Origin of the sequence: Posidoniimonas polymericola (assembly GCF_007859935.1) — a bacterium.
Lineage (GTDB): Bacteria > Planctomycetota > Planctomycetia > Pirellulales > Lacipirellulaceae > Posidoniimonas > Posidoniimonas polymericola.
This window is the reverse complement of the sequence record NZ_SJPO01000006.1, coordinates 274,558-295,741: the sequence shown is the minus strand read 5'-3', so window position 1 is coordinate 295,741 and position 21,184 is coordinate 274,558. Positions and strand designations below refer to the sequence as shown.

Genomic DNA, 21,184 nt, shown 5'->3' with positions numbered 1-21,184 from the left:
CGGGCCACCGCGGTTGAACGGTGCGTAGTGTCCGTGGGCTGGGCGTGACGCCTCGCAATGACCGCCCTTGCTCTTCCGACTCCCGATCTAGTCGTGGCCTGCCATGTCGACACTCCGCGCAGTCACCTACTGTGCTCGGCTGGTATGTTGATCGGCCCCAGACCAAACTGAGCCACTCTGACGGGACCCTGCCGAACGACGTTAGTCGCGGGGTTCTCTGACTCGCTCAGTTCCAGACCTGGCGTGCAAGCTAAGGCGCCAAGGCGGGGCCATCAAAGAACGGCGGCATGACAATGCCCAAGCCCGGGGGGTGCCCTGCCCTCTTGGCCGAGATCCTGTGCAAGCTGCACTAACGCCCGCGGAGCCGCTGATCCGACGCGGTACGGTGTCTGCGGGATTGGCGGCGGGCCAGCCGCGGCCAAGCTCTAGTAGACGTCGCGGACGTAGCGGTGGGTCTTCCGCAGGTTCGTGACGTACTTCTTGGCGTCTTCGGGGCTCATGCCGCCGTGCTCGGCGACAATCTCGTGCAGCGCCCGGTCGACGTCGCCGGCCATCCGCTTGGCGTCGCCACAGACGAAGAACCAGGCGCCCTCTTCCAACCAGTTGTAGAGCTCGGCGCCCTCTTCACGCATCCGTTGCTGGACGTAGATCTTCTCTTCCTGGTCGCGGCTGAAGGCGGTGCTTAGCTTCGTGAGCAGGCCCTGCTCCTGCATCTCGGTGAGCTCGCCCTTGTACAGGAAGTCGGTCGCCTCGTGCTGGTCGCCGAAGAACAGCCAGTTCTTGCCGCGGGCCTTGAGCGCCTTCCGCTCCTGCAGGAACGCTCGGAACGGGGCGATGCCGGTGCCGGGGCCGACCATAATCATCGGGGCATTCGAGTTGCTCGGCAGCGTGAAGTCGGCCGATGGCTGGACAAACACCCGCACGGTGTCGCCGACGCCGATGCGGTCGGTGAACATGGTCGACGCGACGCCCTTGCGTTCTCGGCCGCCGAGCATGGTCGTGACCTTGGCGATTGTCAGGTGGACGCTGTCTGGGTGGGCCCGTAGCGAGCTGGCGATCGAGTACAGCCGCGGCGCCAGCGAGCCGAGGGTCAGCGAGAACGCCCCCTTCGAGATCCGCGCCGACGGGGCGAGCCGCAGGACGTCGAGGACGTCCATATCGTCGAGTTCATCGCCGTCGCCGTCGACCAGGTCGCGGAGCCGCTGCTTCTCGTCGAAGTCCGATGTGCTCGAGGCGATCAGGCGGACCAGGTCCTCGCCGACGTGCTTCAGATTGCTCTTCACCGTCAGGGCCTCGCGGAGCGGCGCCTCGACGCCGTCGCACGCGGTGACGTGCTCGGTCCCGTGGGCCTTGAGGGCGAACAGGATCTCGTCGACAAGATCAGGGCAGTTAGTCGGGAAGGCGCCCAGCGAGTCGCCCACCCGGAACGAGATGTCGCTGCCGGCAAGGTCGAGCTCGACGTGGCAGGTGTGCTTGGCGGACTCTTCGCCGTTGAGATTGTAGAGTGTGTTGACGCGGGCCCGGTACGGTTTCGCGCGGCTGTAGGGGATCGGCCCGTCGGCCACGGCGACTGCCGTCGCCTTGGCGTCCGAGACGGGCGCCGGCTTGATGCCGCCGTTATCCTTGACGACCTTCTTGAGCATCTTGGCGGTTTCTTTGCCGCCGGGGGTGCACAGCGCGGTGCTCTTCTCCTTGCCGCTGGCGATGGCGATCGCGTAGGTGTCGCACATGTAGCCGCAGGCGCCGCAGTCGAGCTGCGCCATGGCGGCCATCAGGTTTTTGGTGACGCCCTGGCCCTCGGCGAGCTTCATCCGCTCTTCGATGTCGAGGTTGGGGTCGTGCCAGGCAAAGTCGCCGTCGTCAAGCGACGTGTCGACCGCGACAGCCGCCGATTCCGCGGCGGGTTCGACCGGCTTGGCGGCCGATTTCTTGGGGGGGGCGCCGTTCGCGCCGCCGGCGCCGTTCCTGGGCGCCTCTTTCAGCCCGGTGAGGTCCGATGGCAGCCGGCTGCCCGACTGTTCGGCCACGCCGGCCCAGGCGGCCAGGAAGCCGTTGAGCCAGGCGCGCTGCTCTGGGGTGAACGGGGCGGAGTCGGGGATCGAGGGGATCGGCATGGGTGCGGCGGGGCCTTCAATGGCTCCCGGGGGGTTGTCTTCTACGCCCAGCATGGTCGGCACATTTCTGTCGGCGGTCAAGCGACACGACTATAACGGTGAAACATAGCACGCCGGGCAGGATTTGGCAGCCGCAAAGCAAACCGTAAAGGTTTTTCTGCGCCAATTGAGGCCCCTTATAGCGTGACCGAGGGGCCGACTTCTCCCCCTATGGTACGCGTTGCCGGTGCAATCATCCATTGCCACATTCCCGGCGCCACCGGACCGGCAGCAGGCGGTTTGCTTGCGGGTCGCTCCATCGTCTATAATCACGCCAGTCCGGCGGCTGATGCCGCCCGGCCCCCTCCCACCGGATCCCCTCTCGCAGAGTCCCCATGGCGATTGCAACCCAGTCTCGCGACGGCATCCTCATCATCCAGGTGAAGGACCCCCGGCTGGTTGACGAGGTGGTGCTGGAGCAGCTCGAGAAGGACGTCCTAGGGGCGATCGACCAGTCCGAGGCCGAGCGGGTGATCATCGATTTCACCCCCGTGCAGTTCATGTCGTCTTCGATGCTGGGGAAGCTGGTGAAGATCCACAAGAAGTGCAAAGAGTACAAAGCCAAGCTCAAGCTGAGCGGCGTCACGCCGGATATCCGCGAGGTGTTCAAGATCACCCGACTCGACAAGCTTTTCGACTTTGAAAAGGACCTCGAGTCGGCGCGCAAGGCGTACCTGAAGCGCGGGCTGTTTGGCTGACGGGAGCGTCAGCTGGCGCCCGTGTCCTTGAGCCCCAGGATCTTGCCCGCCGAGGCGGGCCGGCCGTAGAGGAAGCCCTGGGCGCAGGCGAAGCTCATCTGCTGGCAGGCTTCGTGGTCGGATTGGGTCTCGACCCCCTCGGCCAGCGGGATCGTCCCCAGCTCGATCGTCATTTGGACGAGCCTCGCAACCATATTCTGGCGTTCGCGCGGCGCCGATCCGAGGCCGCGGATCAGCGAGATGTCGAACTTCAGGTAGTCGGGGGGCACGTCGGCCATCTCGACCAACCGCGCCTGCCCGGCGCCGAAGTCGTCGTAGGCGAGCCCGATGCAGAGCTCGTTGAGGATCTCCCGTACCTGCCCCATTACCTCGCCGTTGGTGGCGGTCGCCTCGTGGATCTCAAGGACGATCGGGCGGTTCGGCGCGATCTCGCGGGCCTCCCGGAGCGACAGCTCCAGCAGGCCGGTGTCCTCCAGCTCGGAGGGGTGCGTGTTGACGAACAGCAGGTGGTTGCCCGGGAGCGGGGCTCCGTCTCTGAGGGCCTCGTCCCGCAGGATGCGGCTCAGCTCGGCTTCCAGGTTCAGCACGGCCGCCGCGGAGAACATGGTCTGCGGGTCCGACAGCCCAAAGAGCTTGCTCCGGCCTAGCGCCTCGTAGGCGAAGGTCTGCCTCTGCATCGTGACGATCGGCTGGTAGTGCGGGGTCACCGCCCGTTCGGCCAGGAGCTTGTCGAACTGAATCAACGCCAGAGCGCGGTCGGACGAATCGTTCTGCATGGTCTGGCACTGGGTCGCGGGTTTGTCGACCCCCACCCGCAGCACCACCTGGGCGAACTGCACCAGGTCGCCTGGGTTGAGCTCGCAGAGGTCGTTCACCCGGACGCCGTTGACGAACGTTCCGTTGGTGCTGCCCAAGTCGTGCACGAACAGCTGATCGCCTTTGGTCAGCAGCTCGGCGTGGCAGCCAGAAACCGAAGAGTTGCCAAGCGTGAGCGAGACGTCACGCCTGCGTCCCACGACGAACGGGGTCCGGTCGATAAGCACCTGCCGGACCGGAGAGTCCTCTTCGAACTGCCCGCTGAGCTTCCAATCGGAGACGCCGGTTATGGTCAGTGTGTCAATCATTGAACTGCCTCAGGCATGGGAGACGCTGGTGCAGTGCCTGAGACAGACCCGCACTCGATGTTGACTTGCAGGGTGCCGCAGGAATCCGTGGACTCGCTGCGAATTTGCGTCTGGGCTAGGAGATCGTTCCAGGCGACGTCGCGACGCGTCGCGACACGCTTGGCGAACTCCGCGTAGTCGCGGCGTCCTCCCACCAGCGCCACGGCGGCGTGGGTGGCCGAGAGTCCCTCGTACTCGCTGACCGCGTAGGAGTCGTTGGTGGTATTCTCAATCACGATTGCCGCGTCGCGGGACTCCGTCGGCTCCGACGCCCCGGGCGGGGAGAGCAGTATGCGTCGGAAGCCGGTGCAGCATTCGGCCAAGGGCGACACGCTCACATCGGCGTTGAACTCGACAGCCTCTCCGCCGCCTCGCGTCATCAGGGCCTCGCGGACGCACTGCTGGGAGTGTCGTTTGACAGCCGACACGATCTCACGACGCCCCTCGTCCGACTCGAGCAGCTGCGCGAACGAGACGCTGCCGCCCTGCCACTCCTGTTGCAGCTGGCCGTCGAGCTCAACGGCCAAGCGGGCGGGGGAAGTGTTGGCGTCGGCCAATATTCGATGCGTCTCACGCGGGTCGCCGCGGTCCTCTGTGGAGAGGTCCTTGGCGACGCTGCCGGCCGCGACGCGGAGCTCGCTGAGCCGGCCCATGATCTCGCGGAGCTCGGTCTTGAGCCCCGCGGTAATCAGCGCCGCCCCTTCGAGCGCGGCGAGGTCGGTCTTCAAGTGCGTGTACCGATCCTCGACTGACCTGGGGTCTGCGTCCGGCGCCGACGCCTGCTGCGCGACCTGCTGAAGCTTTTGCTGGGTGGCGGAGCCGTATCGTTGAAATTGCGAGGTCAACGACTCGCAATGGTCGTGCAGCCAGTCCGCGGCCTGCCTCCCCCCATTGAGTCGGTCGCCGGGCTTATCCAGCTGCGAGAGGACCCACTCGGCAATCGACGCCTGGAGCTCTTCCGCGAAGGGCCGCACCAGGTCCACTATCGAGACCTCCCCAATCTGATTTGTCGCCGACTCACCCAGGAGAGGGGTGTTGAGGTCTGGCGAGGGCACGAAGAACGCGTTGATCGCTTCTAGACGTTCCAGCATGCTGGTCGACTCGCCGGTATCCACGGCGAGGCTTGCTGCTTGTTCTTCCACGATTGCTCGGCTTTGCGTTGCGATGTGGGCGGCGTCGAGTTTCAGCCGCCCGACCAATTCGCCGGCGCCCATGACCACGCGGTTGGTGCCGGAGGCGTCCTTCGCAGAGCGGTCCGGCTTGCTCTCCCCGAGCCACGCCGAGAGCAGCAAATTGATCAGCAGCTGCTCTGCGTCCCGACGGGCGTCTGCCGGGGCGGCCTCGTGCCGCTTCACGGCAAAGGTCCGCAGTTCCAGCGGCGAACGGTCCTCGCCGCTCGCTTGCCGGCACGCTTCCAGGCACGGCGCCGCAGGCGTGGAGCTGGTGGCGAATAGGTAGTCGGCGACCGACTTGCAGCCCTGCAGGAAGGCGCCGTCGTCAAGGCGTTCCCCGAGGTGCGCCAGGTAGCTGTGGTCGAACGGGCGCACGCCCTGCTCGTGCGGCGGGAAGCCGGCGGCGTCGTCTCCCAGGTAGGCGTTGGCGGGGTGGCAGAAATGTTGGTGTTCGGTGAGCCACGAGTAGGCGTTGACCCTTGCCAGCCCCGCGCGTTCCGCCTCGCGGCCGGTCGAGAACAAGTTGATCCCGACCAGCTGGGTGTCGGCCAGCCCCAGTTTTTCGAGGAAGCCCCTCACGGCGTACGCGACGTCCAACGCCATGCCGCCGCCGGTTGCGCCGGCGATCGAGGAGACGATGAACACCCGCACCGCGTCCCGTCTGAACTTGCGTCCGGTGAGCTCCTCAGAGGCGTCGATGTTCTCCGCCGAGACGCACTCCGCCAGGGCGCCGCGGATGCGTTGCAGCGTGCGGCGTGAGTTGTCGACCAAGGCGAGCCTCCCTAGCGGCCGGATGCCTTCAGTCTGCAGGGACTTCGGGATATTGTAGAGCCAGCGGCGGCCGAGCCACCCCAAGATCTTGTCCGACTTCTCACGGTACTCCTGCGGGCGCCTGAGATTGAGGCAGACGGTTTCTTCGCGTTTCAGTCCGGCGCCGCCGTCGGCGTTGCGGCTCACGGCCGAGATGGTCCGCGGGTCGGTGTCCATCAACAGCATCGGGCCGGCCGGGATAGGGCCGCTCAGCTCGTACCGCTCGCTCTGCTGCTGACGCAGCTCTCTTAGAACACACGCGGCGGCGCCGCCGATTCCCAGATAGAACGTGGGCACGGCGGCCTGGTCATGGGAGTCCCATTCCGGCTCGTCCAGCTCGGTAATCGGGGGCAGCTCGGCGTCTGGGAGCTGCATCCGGAGGTCGGTGCTGATCGGGCCGCCCTGGTCGGCGCACGGCACGGTCGCCTGAACGTCTCGGTGGCGCGATGCCTGGTCCGAATCACCGGCTTGGGCGGCGGGCGCGGAACGACCGAGCTGAACCGGGCCCTCGCTCTGGGGGGTGAACGTCCGCTGCGGAGCGGAGAGGGCCTGCACAAACTCGGTGCACGTGGAGTAGCGGTGGGCAGGAGTCTTCGAGAGCGCGCGGGACACGACGTAGCGATCGTCGGCGGAGAGCACGTCGAGGCTCGGCTCGTCGTGCAGGTGCTGCATCGTGAGCTCCGCCGCATTCTCGCCGTTGAACGGGAGCGTGCCGGTGAGGAGCTGCTGGTACAAGACCGCGAGGCTGTACTGATCGCTGGTCCTGCCGGGCGCGCCCTTGAAGACCTCGGGGGGCGCGTACGCGGGGGTCATGCCACCGACGATCGACTGGGTTCGGTCGTCGATGGCCTTCACGAGACCAAAGTCCGCCACCTTGGCGTGCCCGGCCAGCAGGAGGATATTCTCCGGCTTGATGTCCAGGTGCTGCAGCCCGTGTTTCGACGAGAGGTAGTCCAGGGCGTCGGCGGCGTCTCGCAGGTACCGGAGCAGCTCTTCCCGAGGAATGCCGCAGAGGCCCATCTGAACACAGTCGCGGTGCCGATCCCGCAGGCTCCCCTCGGCCAACTCGCTCACCACGACGAGCCGGTTGTCGACAAACTCGACCCGCTCGAGAGAGACAACAAACGGGTGCCGGACCTCGCGGATCCGCTCGAGGGACTTGAGCTCGTTCGCCGCGCGCGACTCGTCATGCCGGCCGTGGATCACCTTAACGGCCTTGATAAGCCCGCCGGGGACCCGCGCACTCCACACCTCACCGTACCCACCACTGCCGAGGTGATCGAGCAGCTCGTAACCGGTTAGTTGCGGCTTGTCTGCTTGTTCGCTGCTCATGACTGACCCCCTGGCGTTGCTGGCGACGTCGCGTTGTCGCCGCAGGTGGCAAAGTAGCCCGCGACCGCCCGGTCCAGGTAGTCGGGGCGAAGCTCCATCGGCAGCCCGCGGTAGACGCAGTAGTTCTTGATCTGGGTGAGCAGGTCGCGGGCCTGGCAGCGGCGGAGCGGGCGCCCCAGCGGGCGGTAGTGCTTCTGCACCAGGTAGTCGACCGCCTCGGGCCGGTACTGGCAGCCAAGCGATTTGCAGGAGAACTGGAACAGCATGCGGAACTCTTCGATGCTCGGGTCGCCGACCTCGACCTTGTACGGGATGCGGCGGAGGAACGCCTCGTCGGCGAGGTCCATCGGCTCGAGGTTGGTCGAGAAGATGATCAGCTGGTCAAACGGGACCTGGATCTTCTTGCCGCTGGCGAGTGTGAGGAAGTCGTGGCGGTTTTCGAGCGGCACGATCCAGCGGTTCAGCAGCTCGGTCGGCTCGCACTTCTGGCGGCCGAAGTCGTCGATCAGCAGGCAGCCGCAGTTGCTCTTCAGCTGGAGCGAGGCCTCGCTGATGTTGCTGACCGGGTCGTGGCGGATCTCGAGGGCGTCGAGGGTCAGCTCGCCGCCCACCACCACGGTGGGACGCTTGATCTTGACCCACCGCTGGTCGGAGTTGCCGCTCTTGAGCAGCGACGACTTGCTCTCAGTGACCCGCTCGTGGAAAGCGGCGTCGTAGAATTTGACGATCTGCCCGTCTTCGATGATGGTGTGCGGCACCCAGATGTGCGAGCCGAAGCACTTGGTAATCCGCTTGGCGATGGTGGTCTTGCCGTTGCCTGGGGTCCCGTAGAGGAACAGGCCAGCGCCGGAGTTGATCGCGGGGCCGAGCACGTCGAGCATCTGCGGCTCGACGCTGATGTCGCTGAACGCCTGGGCGAGGGCGTCCTCGCCGGCGGCCTCGGCGCGGATCGACTGGGCCTCGACCGACAGGATGTAGTCGTCAAGCGGGACGGGGGCCGGACCGACGTAGGCGTTTGAGGCCATAGCGGCCTGTGCGCGGTCGACGCCCTGTTCGGTTAGCGCGTACTGGTAGTCGCCCAGCTGCGCCTGCCCCTGGTGGAACAGCAGCTGGCGGCCGCGGAGGTCGGCGAACATCGGCTCGAGCAGCGCGAACGGCAGCGCGATGCTCTCGGCGATCCTACGCCCGGCCGCCGAGCCGACCTGCAGCAGGTACTTGCACAGCAGCGATTCGATCAGGACCGGACTGAGGCCCAGCTCGCGGACCGACTGCGGCTCGGATGGCAGGTAGACGTCTTCGCTATTGAACAGCGTGTCTAGCAGACCGCCGCCAACGATTTCTGACTCGACTGTCGACATAGGGGCGAGGGGGCTCGGTGGGCATCGGGCGCAGTGTTCCACAGAAACCTAGGTCGCCTGGCGGCCCGCGCCTGCCGCGGGGGTCAGAGAACCGCGGCTGGCGAGCAACGCCCAACGCCGAGGACTGTCGCAATCGGATCAGCGATAGTCGTCCCAACCGGTCCAACCGTCACGGCCGGCATGAGGGGCTACCACCAGCCGAGCAGCTTCCAGTAGGGGAGTCCCACTCCGAGCCAGACAGCCAGGTGCACCAGCCCCACCACAAACCCGACATAGAACCACTTGGGAGCGGTGACATACCCCAGCCCGTAGTAGATCACAACAGGACCGGTCGAGTAGTTGGTGGTGCAGCCGCAGAGGTTCGAGAAGTAGGCGATGAGGGCGACCATCAATAGCGGCGGCGCGCCGGCCGCCAACGCCGTCGCGAAGAAGACCCCGGCGAACGCCATGATGTGCCCCGTCAGCATGCTGAACGCGTACATCGAAAAGAAGTACACCAGCGTCAGCGTGACCGCCAGCACCAGCGGCGAGAGCCCGGTGACATGGCCCCCTACCGAATCGGCGAACCAGCCGGTGAAGCCGGTCTCGCGGAGGGCGTTGGCCATGCTCACCAGCCCGCCGAGCCAGATCAGGGCGTCCCAGGCGCCGGAGGTCGAGGTGACTTCTCGCCACGAATCGACCCCCAGGACGACAATCGCGGCGACCCCCAGCAACGCGACTAGCGTGGTGTGCAGCGAAAACCCGATCCACATTTGCTGCAGGGGGGCCGTCATCCAGAGCGTCAGCATCGAGACCAGAATCGCCCCCATCGTCAGCTGCTTGGGAGTCCAGGGGCCCATCTCTTGGAGGTCGGCCTGGGCCTTCTTGCACGCCTCGCCGGAAGCAGTTGCCTCGGGTCGGGCAAGCCAGTAGATCACCAGCGGGAGCAGCGCCAGGCTCAGCAGCCCGGGCGCCGACGACCCGAGCAGCCACTGCCCCCAGCTCAGCTTAGCCTCGGGGCCGAACACGTCCTCGGCCGCCTTGTTGACCAGCGGGTTGGCAGCCATGCCGGTCAGGAACATCGCCGCGGTGATGAGGTTGGCGTGCGCGCCGACCAGCACCAGGTATTCCCCTGCCTTCTTCGGCGAGTCTTCTGGCCGGGAGCCAAGCACCTGCGACAGCGAGTTGACAATCGGCGCCATCACGCCGCCGCCACGGGCCGTGTTGGAGGGCACGAACGGGGCAAGGATGAGCTCGGCCGCTCCGATCGCGTAGCCGAGTCCCAGCGTGGTGCGTCCGAACAGGGTCACCATAGAGAGCGCAACTCGCTGCCCCAGCCCCGACCGGATCATGGCGCCGGAAATCATGAACGCCGACACCACGAGCCAAGTGGTGGTGTCCGCGAAGCCGGCCAGCGCCCTGCCGAGCGCCTGCTTCATCCCCGCGCTGTCGAGTGTTTTGTGCTCTGCCAGCCACTCCCGCGCAGCAGCGACTTCGTCGGCAGTCGCCCCGTCGGCCTGGCCTGCGAGGACGACGGCATAGTCGTCGGTCGCGAGACGCAGGTCGCCGGAGGTCGTCAGCGCCAGCAGTCCCAGCAGCACACACGGTCCCATCGGCAGCGGCCGGATGAGGAAGCTGAAGATGGTCGCGGCAAACACCGCGAAGATGTGCCACGCGGGGGTCGTGAGCCCCACAGGGGTCGGCAGCGACCACAGCGCGGCCCCAACTGCAACGCAGACCGCTAGTCCGACCAGGCTGCGTGGTTCGCTAGCGTGCGTCTGCATGAGGACTCAGGCTCGAGGAGAGACGCGCTCGCAGCCGCTGAATACGATGTAAGCGCTAAGCAGGTAAACGCGACGCGTGCGCCCAGAGGCCTAGCGCGGGGTTCGCGATGTAGAAGATACGCTCCCCCCGAACCTCGTTCCAGCCGTGCGTTAAATTCTCGGGTTGGTATTGCGCATTCATCTGGTCGAGGTCGCCGTAGCCGTAGCCGACCCCCTCAATCTCGTCCCGGCTCAGATGACCGGGGCAGTAGGTCACGCGGAACCGGTTCTCGGGCGAGCCGTGGATCAGGTGGGCCGCGGCGGACAGATTGCCCCGCAGGTCCTCGTTCTCGGCGACCAGCCGCTGGACCTCTGCCGAGGGCCGGTAGCCGTACTTCCGGATCAGACGGTCGATCTCGGGGTCCTCACCGAACATCCGCACGCCCGGCGCCAGGACGATCAGCTCGCCCTCGTCGGCGATTGCCATGCGGGTTCGGTAGATCGACTTGTTGCCCAGCCACGTGCTGTGGAACTCGTGCGGGTCGAGGCTCACGACGACCTTCTTCGGCGCCCGGTCGAGGATGTCGAAGTTAACCTGCAGCGAGAGCTCCGCCGCCCGCTCGAAGCAGTCGTGGTGGTCGCCGATGAACAGCCCGCGGATCTTGCCGTCGCTCACGACGGTCATCACGTACACGATTGGCAGGCCGCCGCAGTACAGGTCCTGCGCCCGGTTCATGATCCGCCGCAGCGGGTTGTCCGCGCGGCCCATGATCCGCTCCATGCCGTAGGCGGCGCTCAGGTAGTGGCTCTCGTTGATTCCCCGCACGCCGCCCGCGCCGACAAAGATGTTCTTGTTGTAATTGGCCATGCCGATCACCTCGTGGGGCACTACCTGGCCGATCGAGAGGATCAGGTCGTGCCCGCCGTTGGCGATCAGGTCGTTCGTCTGGGCCGGCCAGGCGTCGGTCCAGGCGCCTTCGGTCTGCTCGCTGACGTAGTCGGCGGGCACCTCGCCGAGCGTGACGATGTCGTCCCGCCAGCGGTGAACCCGGATCAGCTCCCGCGGCACAGCGGGGTACATCTCGGCGAGTTCCGCGTCGGTCATCGGCTTGTGGGTGCCGAGCGCCGGCATCACGTCGGTCAGCCGCTCGCCGAGCAACTCGTGCAGCAGGCAGGTGATTGGGCCCGCCTGGCTGTGGGCCCGCGACATGTCGGGCGGCACCGCCATCACGCGTTGGCGGTCGCCAAGCTGTTCCAGCATGCTGGCGAGGGCGGAGCGGAGGTCGTCGGTGGTCAGGTCAATGTCGGCGCTGCCGTGGGCGTAGAAGAGCGTCATCGATCAATCCGGAAGGGAGAGACATCCATGGTGGGCGGCTGCCCGAGCATCTGCTCTCTGATAAGCATCGCCGTGGCGCTGGCGAATTGCAAACCCGCACGGAAGTGCCCCGCCGCAACATAGGTGCGTTCTGACGCAGGCCCGATCAGCGGCAGCTCGTCGGCGGTCGCCGGACGCAAGCCCGCCCACGCCTGCTCGAGACGCAACCCGCCCAAGCCGGTTTGATTGACAAAATGCAGCAGCCGTCCGCAGCCCGCGGCGGTGGTCGACTTGTCGAATGCCGCCTCCTCAACCGTCGCGCCGGCCAGCACGCGGCCGTCGGTACGGGGGGCCAGGTAGTGCGGGCCGACGTGCAAGTTCATGCCCAAGGGCTCGATCGACTCGGGCCGGCTGAGCAGCAGCATCTGTCCGCGTACCGGCCGCACCCAATCGATTCCGTCCCGCTGCGGGAGAAAACGCGACGCCCAGGCGCCGTTGGCGATGACGACGCGTCCCGCGACGAAGCGATCGCCATCCGCCAGCCGCAGCGTCACCTGCTCCGGGCTTTCCGCGATCTCTACCACCTCGCTGTGTTCAATCACCCGACCGCCCCACGCCTGGCACAAGGCCGTCAGAGCTCGCAGCCGCCGTGGGTTACGGGCCTGCGACTCGCTGGGCACGTAGTGCGCGCGACCCTCGGCCGCGAACCGCTCGAGTTCGTCCGAAGCGTACGGCGCCAGATCGGCCAGGTCGGCTTGGTCGATCACGTTGACCGCGATGCCGCGTCCCCGCCAGCGGTCGTACATGGCAGCTAGTTCGCGGTGCTGCCGGTCGTCGCCGGCAAAGTAGAGCGCGCCGCACCGCCAGAACCCGTCGTCCAGGCCCGTGAACTCGCGAAGCCGCTGGGAGAGCCGCTCGTTGAGCGGGTCGGACAGGGCGGCAAGCTCCTCGATGGCCGGATGCGAAGAGTAGCGGGACCCGGGCGGCAGGATGCCGGCGCCCGCCCAGGAGGCCTCGCGCCCTGCCCGCTGGCGGTCGAACACCGTAACCGTCAGGCCGTGGGAGAGCAGCTCTTCCGCGACCGACAGTCCGACGACGCCGGCGCCAATCACAGCGACATCGCAGCTCGGTTGGCTTGCGGTCACGTGGGATCAGCCTTTGGCGATCAACGCCAGGCAGGTCGCGCGGAACTTGCCGGGGTCGATGTTGGGGTTCTTCTTCTTGGCCTGGCCGATCAGGGCTCCGATCGCCTGCTGCTTGCCGCCCTGCACGTCCGCGACCACCTTCGGGTTGGCGTCCAGCAGCTCTTGGCAGAGCGACTCAATCTCCGAGTCGTCGACCTGCGCAATGCCGAGTTTGTCCATGGCAGCGTCGACCTCGAGGCCGTCGTCGGCCATCAGCTCGAACACCTCTCGGCCCCGGGCGCTGGGCAGCTCGCCGGCCCCGATCTTCTTGACAAAGTTGGAGAGCCGCTCGGCGGGGATGCTGAACTCCTCGATCGCGAGCTCACGATTCTTGAGGGTGCGGAGGACGTCCTGCGTCAGCCAGTTCGCCGACGACTTGGCGTCGCCCGAGCCGTCGGCGACCGTCAGGTAGTAGTCGACCGTGGGCCGGCCCTGATTGACGATGACGTCCGCGTCGTAGAGCGACAGTCCGTAGTCGGCCACGAGCCGCTTGCGGAGGTCGGCCGGCAGCTCGATCAGCCGCTCGCGGACCTTGGCGACCACTTCCGCGGAGATCACCACCGGCGCGAGGTCGGGGTCCGGGAAGTAGCGGTAGTCACTCGACTCCTCCTTGCTCCGCTGGGCGCGGGTGACGCCGGCGGCGTCGTCCCAGCCGCGGGTCTGCTTGGGCGACTGCCCGAGTCGGCGGCCGGTCTCCTTCCACTCGCGGTACTGGCGGTCGGCCTCGTAGTCGATCGCCCGCTCGACCGCGCGGAAGCTGTTCATGTTCTTGATCTCGACGATGGGGGTCGCGATCTTGCCGTCCTGTGCGTTGTCGTCGTTGGCGGCGGCGTCGGACGGGATGTGCAGGTTGACGTTGGCGTCCACGCGGAGGCTCCCCTCCTGCATGTTGCAGTCGGAGACCCCCAGGTAGGTCAGCAGCAGCCGCAGCTCGGTCAGGTAGGCCTTGGCCTCGGCGGAGCTGCGGAGGTCGGGCTCGCTGACGATCTCCAGCAGCGGCGTGCCGGTGCGGTTGAGGTCGATGAGCGTGTCGCCCTTGCCGGCGGACTCGTCGTGCAGGCTCTTGCCGGCGTCTTCCTCGAGGTGAGCGCGGAGGATGCGGATCTTCTTGGGCTCGAACGCGCCCTTCGGGTCCTCGATCTCTAGCCAGCCGTCGTGGGTGATCGGCAGGTCGTACTGGCTGATCTGGTACCCCTTTGGCAGGTCGGGGTAGAAGTACTGCTTGCGGTCCCACTTGGTGAATTTGGCGATCTGCAGGTTGAGCGCCAGCCCGGTCTCGATGGCGAGGGCGACCGCCTCTTCGTTCATCACCGGAAGCGACCCCGGCATGCCGATGCAGACCGGGCAGGTCTGGGTGTTTGGCTCGGCCCCGTACGCCGTGCTGCAGCCGCAGAACAGCTTGCTCTTCGTGGCGAGCTGCACGTGGACTTCCAGGCCAATGACGGTGGTGTACATAGGGAAGCTGTTGGCTATCTGCTGTTGGCTGTCGGCTGCGAGCCCGTCCGGCCCACCCCGCCGGGGGTGGGGCAATCTACAACGCGCACCGTTTGCTCTTCCACACGCCGCTCTGCTCGAACATCCGGGCGGCGCGCAGCAGTCGGGATTCTTCCAGCGGCGGCGCGTGCAGCTGTAGACCGATCGGCATGCCGCTCTTGGTCGCTCCGCACGGCAGGCTCATCGCCGGCAGTCCGGCCAGGTTGGCGCTGACGGTGTACAGGTCCAGCAGGTACATGCCGAGTGGGTCGTCGGCGAACTCGCCGAGCTTGTTTGCGGGTCCGGCGGTCGTGGGGCCGACGATCATGTCGACCTTCTCGAACGCCTGGTCGAAGTCCTGGCGGATAAGCCGCCGGACCTTCAGGGCCTTGAGGTAGTAGGCGTCGTAGTAGCCGGCGCTGAGGGCGTAGGCGCCGAGCATGATGCGTCGCTTGACCTCGGGGCCGATCGCCTCGGAGCGGCTCTGCCGGTACATCCGCACCAGCGCGGTGTCGATGTTGTCGAGGGCGTCGGCATCGCCCGCTTCTTGAGCGGCCTTGCGTTCTGCCTGCAGCGACGCGAGCATCGCCCGCTCTTCGGTGCGGCGTCCGTAGTGGGCGCCGTCGTAGCGGGCCAGGTTGCTCGAGGCCTCGCACGGCGCGATGACGTAGTAGGTCGCGACCGCGAAGCGGCTGTGCGGCAGCGAGAGCTCAACGATCTTCGCGCCCTGCGCTTCGTAGGCGGCGATCGCGGCCCGCACGGCCGAGTCGACCTCGGGGTCGAGCCCCTCGCCAAAGTGTTCCTTGACCACTCCTAGCCGCAGGCCCTCGAGCGGCTTGTCGACGTCGGCGGTGTAGTCGGGCGTCGGGGCATTGAGCGAAGTCGAGTCGCGCGGGTCGTGCCCGGCGATCGCCTGCAGCAGCAGCGCGGTGTCGGCGACCGTGCCGGAGATGGGGCCGGCCTGGTCGAGGCTGCTGGCGAAGGCGACCAGACCGTAGCGGCTGACCCGGCCGTAGGTTGGTTTCATCCCCACGACGCCGCAGAAGGCCGAGGGCTGCCGGATCGAACCGCCGGTGTCGGTTCCGATGGAGAGCGGGGCCATGCCGGCCGCCACGCACGCGGCGGCCCCGCCGCTCGACCCGCCGGGGGAGCGTTCGAGGTCCCACGGGTTGCGGGTCGGCTGGAACGCCGAGTTCTCGGTCGAGCCGCCCATGGCAAACTCGTCCATGTTGGTGCGTCCCAGCAGGACCGCGTCGGCCGCCTTGAGCTTGGCGACCACGGTTGAGTCGTAGGGGGGCCGGAAGTCTTCCAGCATCCGCGAGGCGCAGGTCGTCGGCTCGCCGGTCTGACAGAGGAGGTCTTTGACAGCGACCGGCAGGCCGCCCAGCACCCCGATTTGCTCGCCCGCGCCGCGGCGTCTATCGATTGTGTCGGCCTGCTTGAGAGCCGCCTCGGCGTTGACGCGGAGGAAGGCGCCGACCCGCGCGTCGTGCTGCTCGATCTGATCCAGGTACGCCTGGGTGAGCTCGCGAGAAGTCAACTCGCCCGCGGCGAGCTGCTTGAGCAGGTCGGCGGCGGATTGTTCGACGAGGGTCATACCCAGGCAGACGGTTAGCGGGGTTGCCGGCAGCGACGCCCCACAGCCGGCGCCACTGTACCCGGTGGAACGGGGAGCTAGTCGCCCAGCACGGCGGGCACGAGATAGCCGGCGCCTGAATGCTTGGGCGCGTTGGCTAGCGCCGACTGACGGGGAAGGCTGTCGCGGACCTCGTCGGGGCGGAGGACGTTGTGCACCTCGATGGCGTGGGCCATCGGCTCAACGCCGTCGGTATCGACCTGCGACAGTTCGTCGACATAGGATACAATGTCGTTGAGCTGTCGCGTCATCAGCTGCGCCTCGTCGTCGCTCAGCGTGAGCCGGGCGAGCAGCGCAACCTTCTCGACCTCTTGGCGGGAGATGGACATCCGCGGTCCGTCATTCCTGACTTGGTGGCAGCGATTCGCAGCGACGCTACTTGCTGGGCACGACGAACGGCGCCTGGCGGACGACCTTCGCGATCGCTCCCGAGCGGATGCACGACACGCAAACCAGCGCGTGGCGGTTCTTGCCGTCTGGGCCGGCAACCTTCACGCGCTGCAAGTTCGGCTTGAACCGCCGGCGGGTGATGCCGGTGACCTTGGTGCCGACGCCGCCGAGGTACTTCTTCTTACCACGGGTCGTGACTTGATTGCCCATCTGGGCCTGCTTCTCACAAATCTCGCACTGCCGAGCCATCTGCTCCGCTCCTAACTCGTGTGTGTTGCTTTGCTTCGGTCTATCCGAAGTCCGCCAATATAGCCGATTCTCGGGATGCCACAATGGCGAGAGGCCCCCTTAGACCCGGCCTACTTCCCGCGAGTGAAGCCAAGCACCTGCTCGGAGACCCGCCGGTTGGTGGCGACCGCGTCTCCCGAGTGGATGCTCGGCTCGCCCTGCCAGTCGGTGTAGACCCCGCCCGCCTCTTCGATGACTGGTTTCAGCGCCGCGGCGTCCCAGAGGCTGAGCTTGGGATCGATCATTACTTCGGCACGCCCGGTTGCCACCATGAGGTAGCCGTAGGCATCCCCCCAAGTTCGGCTGAGACGGCAGGCGTGCATCAGCTCGAGGTAGGCGTCGAGCGCTGCGGGGTTCCGTTCTCGCGCCATCGCCGCGACATCGGTCGTCAGCAGTAGTGAGTCGCTAAGTTGTTCTGTTTCAGAGACTTGCGTCTTGGTTGGGGGGCTGTCTCCGGTGCGGTACCAGCAGCCCCCGCCGGTCGCGGCATAGACGGTTTCACGCGTGGCTGGCGAGTGGATGACGCCGATGAGCGGCTGCTCGCTCTCGGTGTCGCTCTCGTGGGGCGGAGTGTAGGTAACCGCAACCAGTGTGGTGTAGAGCGGGGCCCCGTGGATAAACGACTTGGTGCCGTCGATCGGGTCGAGGATCCAGCGGAATGGCGAGGTCCCGGCGGTTTCGCCGAACTCCTCGCCCAGGATACCGTCGTCTGGAAAGGCGGCCGCGATACGCTCACGCAACAGGGTTTCGGAGGCTCGGTCAGCCGCAGTCACGGGCGAGCTGTCCTGCTTGCGGTCGACCTTTAAGTCCTTGTTGCGAAAAAGCTTAAGTGTTTCTTCGCCGGCCTCCATCGCGATCGCAACCGCGGTGGCCAAACGGTGCGTAACCTCTGCGGAATTGGCGGGGATGCTGTTCATGCCAATCAGCCTACCGGGCGGCGTCTTCTCCGCAAACGGTCGGTATGGCTGTGCGGGGCGCCACGGTCTAAATTCACAGGGTCCGCCCGGGCGGGATTTGCGTGTCGCGCAGGATACGCGGGTCGTCTCAAATGCCTTGCGGTAGAGGATTTAGCTTGAATCGGTTGGGCGCCCTTTTAGAATGAGGTTACGCCTGCCGGTTCTTACCAGGAACGGTCTTCGGCCGCCGCCGCGCGGTTCGAGACACACCCGAAGGAGCCGTCAAGATGACCGGAACGAGCCGCGTTTTGCTGATTGCGATCCCTTGCTTGGTCGCCCTCTCGTGGGGGAGCCAGTGGTTGGGCGCCCAGCAGCCTGTCACCCTGCCGCCTGCCCAGGTGGGTTTAGTCACACACGTGATCGAGCAGGAGGGTCGGCCCCACACGGTTGTCGTGGCGGACGTAAACCGCGCGGTGGTTGCTGTGTATCACATCGATCCGCTGAGCGGTAAGCTAGCACTCAAGAGCGTCAGGAACGTCTCTTGGGACCTGCAGATGTTGCAATTTAATAGCGAGAGCCCCCTGCCAGAGGAAGTGCGGAGCGGGCTTGAGCGGTAGGAACGCTTAGATAAACCATCTGACGCCCACGCGGAGGAGCCGTGCTGGTGTCTGGAGTCCCGGTCTAACGGACCGGGTTAGACGACAGAACGCCATGGCAAACAAGTTCATCGGACTCGAAGACGCCGCGACCCAGCTCGGGATCAGCAAGGATCAGCTCAACGAGATCCGCGAGTCGGGCAAGGTCCGGGCCTACCGTGATGGCGCGAGCTGGAAGTTCCGCACCGAGGAAATAGACTCCCTCGTCGAGGACATCAAGAGCGGCAATCTGCCGTCTGGGATCGATCTCGGCGATTCAATCTCGCTAGATTCTGACGAGAGCACCGGGCTGAGCTCGCTCGCCCTGGCTTCCGAGAGCGACTCCATCGAAATCGACGAGCCGGCCGAGAAGAAGGAGGCCTCGGCCGAGGTTTCGGACCTCGACCTCGCCGCACTCGACGAGCCCACCGTCGAAGCCGAGGGCGACGACGACAACGAGTCGATCCTGCTGAGCGAAGAAGAGCTCGGCGACTCGCCCGACCGGCCGCCAAGCACGATCATCGGACGCTCGCAACTCCGCAACGAACCCTCCGACGACGACCTCCAGTTCGCTAGCCCCGACGAAGCTGCCGGCATGAGCGACGTCCGCCTGGCCGACGACGACGACCTGCTGGGGGCATCGGGGTCGGGTGCGGGCAAGTTTGAAGACCTCGAGGAACTCGAATTCGACCTGGAGGCCGAATCGAGTCGGATCCTCGAGGCCCAGGACATCGCCGCCGCGCAGGCCGCGGCCAAGAGTGCGGCCGAGGAATCGGCAGTCAAGCCGAAGGCCGATGCGCCGTCGGGCATGGGGAGCGAGCTTTCGCTCGAGTCGCTCGACGAGGGCTCTTCTGCCTCGGGTGCACCGGCCGCTAGCGACGCCTTCTCCCTCGCCGCGGACGAAGACGACGAGCTCGAGCTCGACCTGGCCGCGTCGGACGCGGGCCTGCAATCGGGCTCCGATCTCCAGTCCGACGGGTCGGACGACATGGTGCTGGACGCCTCGGACGACGACTTCACGCTTTCTGGCGGCGACAGCGGCATCAACCTCAAGCCGTCGGACAGCGGCCTCGCGTTGGACGATGGTTCGTTCGCGCTCGGCGGCTCGTCGCTGGGCTCGTCGCTCGACCTGGGCGACTCGCTTGCCGCCAGCGGCGACTCGCTCGCGATTGGTGGCGCGTCGGAGGTCTCGCTGGAAGGCTCGACCGCGTTTGCTTCGAGCCCCGACTTCAATCTGCAGCCTTCTGACGACGGCGACGATGAGGACGAGGACGACAGCTCGCAGATTATTGCCCTCGACGCTGTCGAGGAACCAGGGCTGGAGGAGGACGACGAGGTCCAGCTGACCGACGCCTCGGCCGTGACGATGGGCGTGCCCGGCGCTACGGCTTCTCCGGTGATGGCTCAGGAAGCCGTGTTCCCGGTTTGGATCGTCGCCTTCTTGGGGCTGAGCGCCATGCTGATGGCGGTCTCGGCTATCATGGCGGCCGATCTCCTGCGGACGATGTGGGCGTGGGACGAGCCGTACTCGCTCGGCAGCCCGCTGATCGAGGGCTTCCTCGGCCTTATCGGCATGAACAACTAGCCGCTCGGCTAGCGGGGCCGACCGAGGGGCGCGTCCGACTGCAGGAAGTTGCAGGCGGGTGGGTCTTGCCTCTGCGGTGGCTGACGGCAGGTGCGACAAACCGACGCGGGTCGAGTCGGGTAGGAATCGCCGAGCCGAAACTCCTATAATGCGGGATTGAAACCACCGGCGGCAGGCTGCTTGCCCCGGCGCGTCTTTCCTCACCCGCGTTTTCTCACCCAAGGCCGCCGGCGCCTACGTGCCGACGGACCCCGATGACCCGCCCTGCTCTGCCCCTCTCGGCGACGCTGTCGTTGGCGCTGCTTGCTGTCCTGGCCGGCTGTCAGCCCGCCGACGAAATCCGCACGTACACGGTTCCGAAGGAGCGGTCGGCGCCCGCCGCTCAGTCGGCGCCGCCGGCCCAGGCGACGCCGAGTCGGATGATCGCCGCCATGCTCGAAGGCGAGCAGCGGGCCTGGTTCTTCAAGGTGATGGGACCGGTCGAGTCTGTCGATCAGGTTGCCGACTCGGTTAAGCAATTCCTGAATTCCGTTGCGTTCGACGAGCAAGCCGGCCGGCCCGTGTGGGAGACCCCGGCTGGTTGGACCGAGCGGCCGGCGTCGCAGATGCGGCTGGCGACCCTGGTGATTCCGACCAGCGGCCAGCCGGTCGAGCTCTCGGTGATCGGCCTCGGCCTGGCCGACGACTGGGACGCCTCGGTGCTGGACAACGTCAACCGTTGGCGGGGCCAACTCGGGCTAGAGCCCATCGCAGCAGGCGACGCCGAGCAGCTCGAATCGATCAAGCTGGGCGACCGCCGCGCAGTGATTGTTGACCTTTCTGGAGAAGCCGAGGCCTCGGCCATGATGCCCCCAATGGCGGGCGGCATGCCGGGCGCCGCTTCGACGCCCCCGATGGCGAGCGCCCCGCCGAGCGGTCTTTCCAAACCCCTTGTGCACGAGCTGCCCGACGGCTGGCGTGAGGTCGCCCCGACAAGCATGCGGGTCGTGAATCTCCGCGTTGGCGAGGGGGAAAGTGAAGCAGAGGTTACGGGGATGGCGTTCCCGGCCGGAGCGCCCGATATCGCAAGCGTGTTGAGCAACGCCAACCGCTGGCTGGGGGAAAACAGCATGTCACCGGTCACCGAGGAGGGCCTCGACGCGATCACCGATTCGATCCGGCTCGACGAGCAGGACGCCACCTACTTCGAGCTGCTGTCGGACGACCACGAAAAGAACACGCTGGCCGCCATGGTCGAACGCGGGCCAATGGTTTGGTTTTTCAAGCTACGCGGGCCGGCCGCGACCGTCAGTGGGAATCGCGATACCTTCCGCCAGTGGCTGTCGACCGTGCACTTTAATGTTCCGTAAGGAGG

The 21,184-nt window shown here is 66.5% G+C and carries 16 protein-coding genes; 4 read left to right on the top strand and 12 right to left on the bottom strand.

What is annotated here, in order from left to right; genetic code table 11:
* Nucleotides 1-425: 425 nt before the first annotated feature.
* Entirely contained in the window at nt 426-2,114 is a 1,689-nt protein-coding gene (locus Pla123a_RS13920; protein WP_146587935.1) for a sulfite reductase subunit alpha, read from the bottom strand.
* Between the two features lie 374 nt (nt 2,115-2,488).
* On the opposite strand from Pla123a_RS13920, the gene Pla123a_RS13915 reads away from it, so the two are divergent.
* Entirely contained in the window at nt 2,489-2,851 is a 363-nt protein-coding gene (locus tag Pla123a_RS13915; protein ID WP_146587933.1) for an STAS domain-containing protein, read from the top strand.
* An 8-nt stretch (nt 2,852-2,859) separates the two neighbouring features.
* Here the strand turns inward: Pla123a_RS13915 and Pla123a_RS13910 are convergent, their stop codons facing one another.
* From Pla123a_RS13910 to hisN, 11 genes are all read right to left on the bottom strand, one after another.
* The gene (locus Pla123a_RS13910; RefSeq protein WP_146587931.1) at nt 2,860-3,975 is read right to left on the bottom strand and encodes an EAL domain-containing protein; all 1,116 of its coding nucleotides are present in this window, start codon (nt 3,973-3,975) and stop codon (nt 2,860-2,862) included.
* Entirely contained in the window at nt 3,972-7,328 is a 3,357-nt protein-coding gene (locus tag Pla123a_RS13905; RefSeq protein ID WP_146587929.1) for a protein kinase domain-containing protein, read from the bottom strand. Before Pla123a_RS13905 ends, Pla123a_RS13910 begins: the two co-directional genes overlap by 4 nt.
* Nucleotides 7,325-8,686 (bottom strand): AAA family ATPase, encoded by a 1,362-nt coding sequence (locus Pla123a_RS13900; RefSeq protein ID WP_146587926.1) that lies wholly within the window; start codon nt 8,684-8,686, stop codon nt 7,325-7,327. The genes Pla123a_RS13905 and Pla123a_RS13900 overlap by 4 nt, the downstream gene beginning before the upstream one ends.
* A gap of 188 nt (nt 8,687-8,874) precedes the next feature.
* Nucleotides 8,875-10,449 carry a DASS family sodium-coupled anion symporter gene (locus Pla123a_RS13895; protein ID WP_146587924.1) on the bottom strand — a complete coding sequence of 525 codons (1,575 nt, stop codon included), beginning with the start codon at nt 10,447-10,449 and terminating at the stop codon, nt 8,875-8,877.
* Between the two features lie 55 nt (nt 10,450-10,504).
* Nucleotides 10,505-11,764 (bottom strand): lactate racemase domain-containing protein, encoded by a 1,260-nt coding sequence (locus Pla123a_RS13890; RefSeq protein ID WP_146587923.1) that lies wholly within the window; start codon nt 11,762-11,764, stop codon nt 10,505-10,507.
* Nucleotides 11,761-12,888 carry an NAD(P)/FAD-dependent oxidoreductase gene (locus Pla123a_RS13885; protein WP_146587921.1) on the bottom strand — a complete coding sequence of 376 codons (1,128 nt, stop codon included), beginning with the start codon at nt 12,886-12,888 and terminating at the stop codon, nt 11,761-11,763. Before Pla123a_RS13885 ends, Pla123a_RS13890 begins: the two co-directional genes overlap by 4 nt.
* A 6-nt stretch (nt 12,889-12,894) precedes the next feature.
* Nucleotides 12,895-14,382: an Asp-tRNA(Asn)/Glu-tRNA(Gln) amidotransferase subunit GatB gene (gene gatB, locus Pla123a_RS13880; protein WP_146587919.1), complete on the bottom strand. Its 1,488-nt coding sequence runs from the start codon at nt 14,380-14,382 to the stop codon at nt 12,895-12,897.
* Between the two features lie 76 nt (nt 14,383-14,458).
* The gene (gene gatA, locus Pla123a_RS13875) at nt 14,459-15,997 is read right to left on the bottom strand and encodes an Asp-tRNA(Asn)/Glu-tRNA(Gln) amidotransferase subunit GatA (protein WP_146587917.1); all 1,539 of its coding nucleotides are present in this window, start codon (nt 15,995-15,997) and stop codon (nt 14,459-14,461) included.
* Nucleotides 15,998-16,074: 77 nt separating this feature from the next.
* Nucleotides 16,075-16,365 (bottom strand): Asp-tRNA(Asn)/Glu-tRNA(Gln) amidotransferase subunit GatC, encoded by a 291-nt coding sequence (gene gatC / locus Pla123a_RS13870; RefSeq protein WP_146587915.1) that lies wholly within the window; start codon nt 16,363-16,365, stop codon nt 16,075-16,077.
* Nucleotides 16,366-16,411: 46 nt separating this feature from the next.
* On the bottom strand, nt 16,412-16,675 hold the full coding sequence (rpmB, locus tag Pla123a_RS13865; RefSeq protein WP_146587913.1) for a 50S ribosomal protein L28: 264 nt from the start codon (nt 16,673-16,675) through the stop codon (nt 16,412-16,414).
* 110 nt (nt 16,676-16,785) lie between these two features.
* Complete coding sequence (hisN, locus tag Pla123a_RS13860; protein ID WP_146587911.1) at nt 16,786-17,631, bottom strand: histidinol-phosphatase; 846 nt, start codon at nt 17,629-17,631, stop codon at nt 16,786-16,788.
* Between the two features lie 266 nt (nt 17,632-17,897).
* Here hisN and Pla123a_RS13855 point away from each other — a divergent pair, with 266 nt between their 5' ends.
* The 3 genes from Pla123a_RS13855 (at nt 17,898) to Pla123a_RS13845 (ending at nt 21,179) form a co-directional block, all read left to right on the top strand.
* Nucleotides 17,898-18,227: a hypothetical protein gene (locus tag Pla123a_RS13855; protein WP_146587909.1), complete on the top strand. Its 330-nt coding sequence runs from the start codon at nt 17,898-17,900 to the stop codon at nt 18,225-18,227.
* 94 nt (nt 18,228-18,321) lie between these two features.
* On the top strand, nt 18,322-19,830 hold the full coding sequence (locus Pla123a_RS13850) for a helix-turn-helix domain-containing protein (protein WP_146587907.1): 1,509 nt from the start codon (nt 18,322-18,324) through the stop codon (nt 19,828-19,830).
* A gap of 254 nt (nt 19,831-20,084) precedes the next feature.
* Nucleotides 20,085-21,179: a hypothetical protein gene (locus Pla123a_RS13845; protein ID WP_146587905.1), complete on the top strand. Its 1,095-nt coding sequence runs from the start codon at nt 20,085-20,087 to the stop codon at nt 21,177-21,179.
* Nucleotides 21,180-21,184 lie beyond the last annotated feature (5 nt).

Bases quoted from the DNA above. Each gene is read 5' to 3' on its own strand.
- Pla123a_RS13920 (WP_146587935.1), bottom strand. From the start codon at position 2,114: ATGCCGATCCCCTCGATCCCCGACTCCGCCCCGTTCACCCCAGAGCAG.
- Pla123a_RS13915 (WP_146587933.1), top strand. From the start codon at position 2,489: ATGGCGATTGCAACCCAGTCTCGCGACGGCATCCTCATCATCCAGGTG.
- Pla123a_RS13910 (WP_146587931.1), bottom strand. From the start codon at position 3,975: ATGATTGACACACTGACCATAACCGGCGTCTCCGATTGGAAGCTCAGC.
- Pla123a_RS13905 (WP_146587929.1), bottom strand. From the start codon at position 7,328: ATGAGCAGCGAACAAGCAGACAAGCCGCAACTAACCGGTTACGAGCTG.
- Pla123a_RS13900 (WP_146587926.1), bottom strand. From the start codon at position 8,686: ATGTCGACAGTCGAGTCAGAAATCGTTGGCGGCGGTCTGCTAGACACG.
- Pla123a_RS13895 (WP_146587924.1), bottom strand. From the start codon at position 10,449: ATGCAGACGCACGCTAGCGAACCACGCAGCCTGGTCGGACTAGCGGTC.
- Pla123a_RS13890 (WP_146587923.1), bottom strand. From the start codon at position 11,764: ATGACGCTCTTCTACGCCCACGGCAGCGCCGACATTGACCTGACCACC.
- gatB (WP_146587919.1), bottom strand. From the start codon at position 14,382: ATGTACACCACCGTCATTGGCCTGGAAGTCCACGTGCAGCTCGCCACG.
- gatA (WP_146587917.1), bottom strand. From the start codon at position 15,997: ATGACCCTCGTCGAACAATCCGCCGCCGACCTGCTCAAGCAGCTCGCC.
- gatC (WP_146587915.1), bottom strand. From the start codon at position 16,365: ATGTCCATCTCCCGCCAAGAGGTCGAGAAGGTTGCGCTGCTCGCCCGG.
- rpmB (WP_146587913.1), bottom strand. From the start codon at position 16,675: ATGGCTCGGCAGTGCGAGATTTGTGAGAAGCAGGCCCAGATGGGCAAT.
- hisN (WP_146587911.1), bottom strand. From the start codon at position 17,631: ATGAACAGCATCCCCGCCAATTCCGCAGAGGTTACGCACCGTTTGGCC.
- Pla123a_RS13855 (WP_146587909.1), top strand. From the start codon at position 17,898: ATGACCGGAACGAGCCGCGTTTTGCTGATTGCGATCCCTTGCTTGGTC.
- Pla123a_RS13850 (WP_146587907.1), top strand. From the start codon at position 18,322: ATGGCAAACAAGTTCATCGGACTCGAAGACGCCGCGACCCAGCTCGGG.
- Pla123a_RS13845 (WP_146587905.1), top strand. From the start codon at position 20,085: ATGACCCGCCCTGCTCTGCCCCTCTCGGCGACGCTGTCGTTGGCGCTG.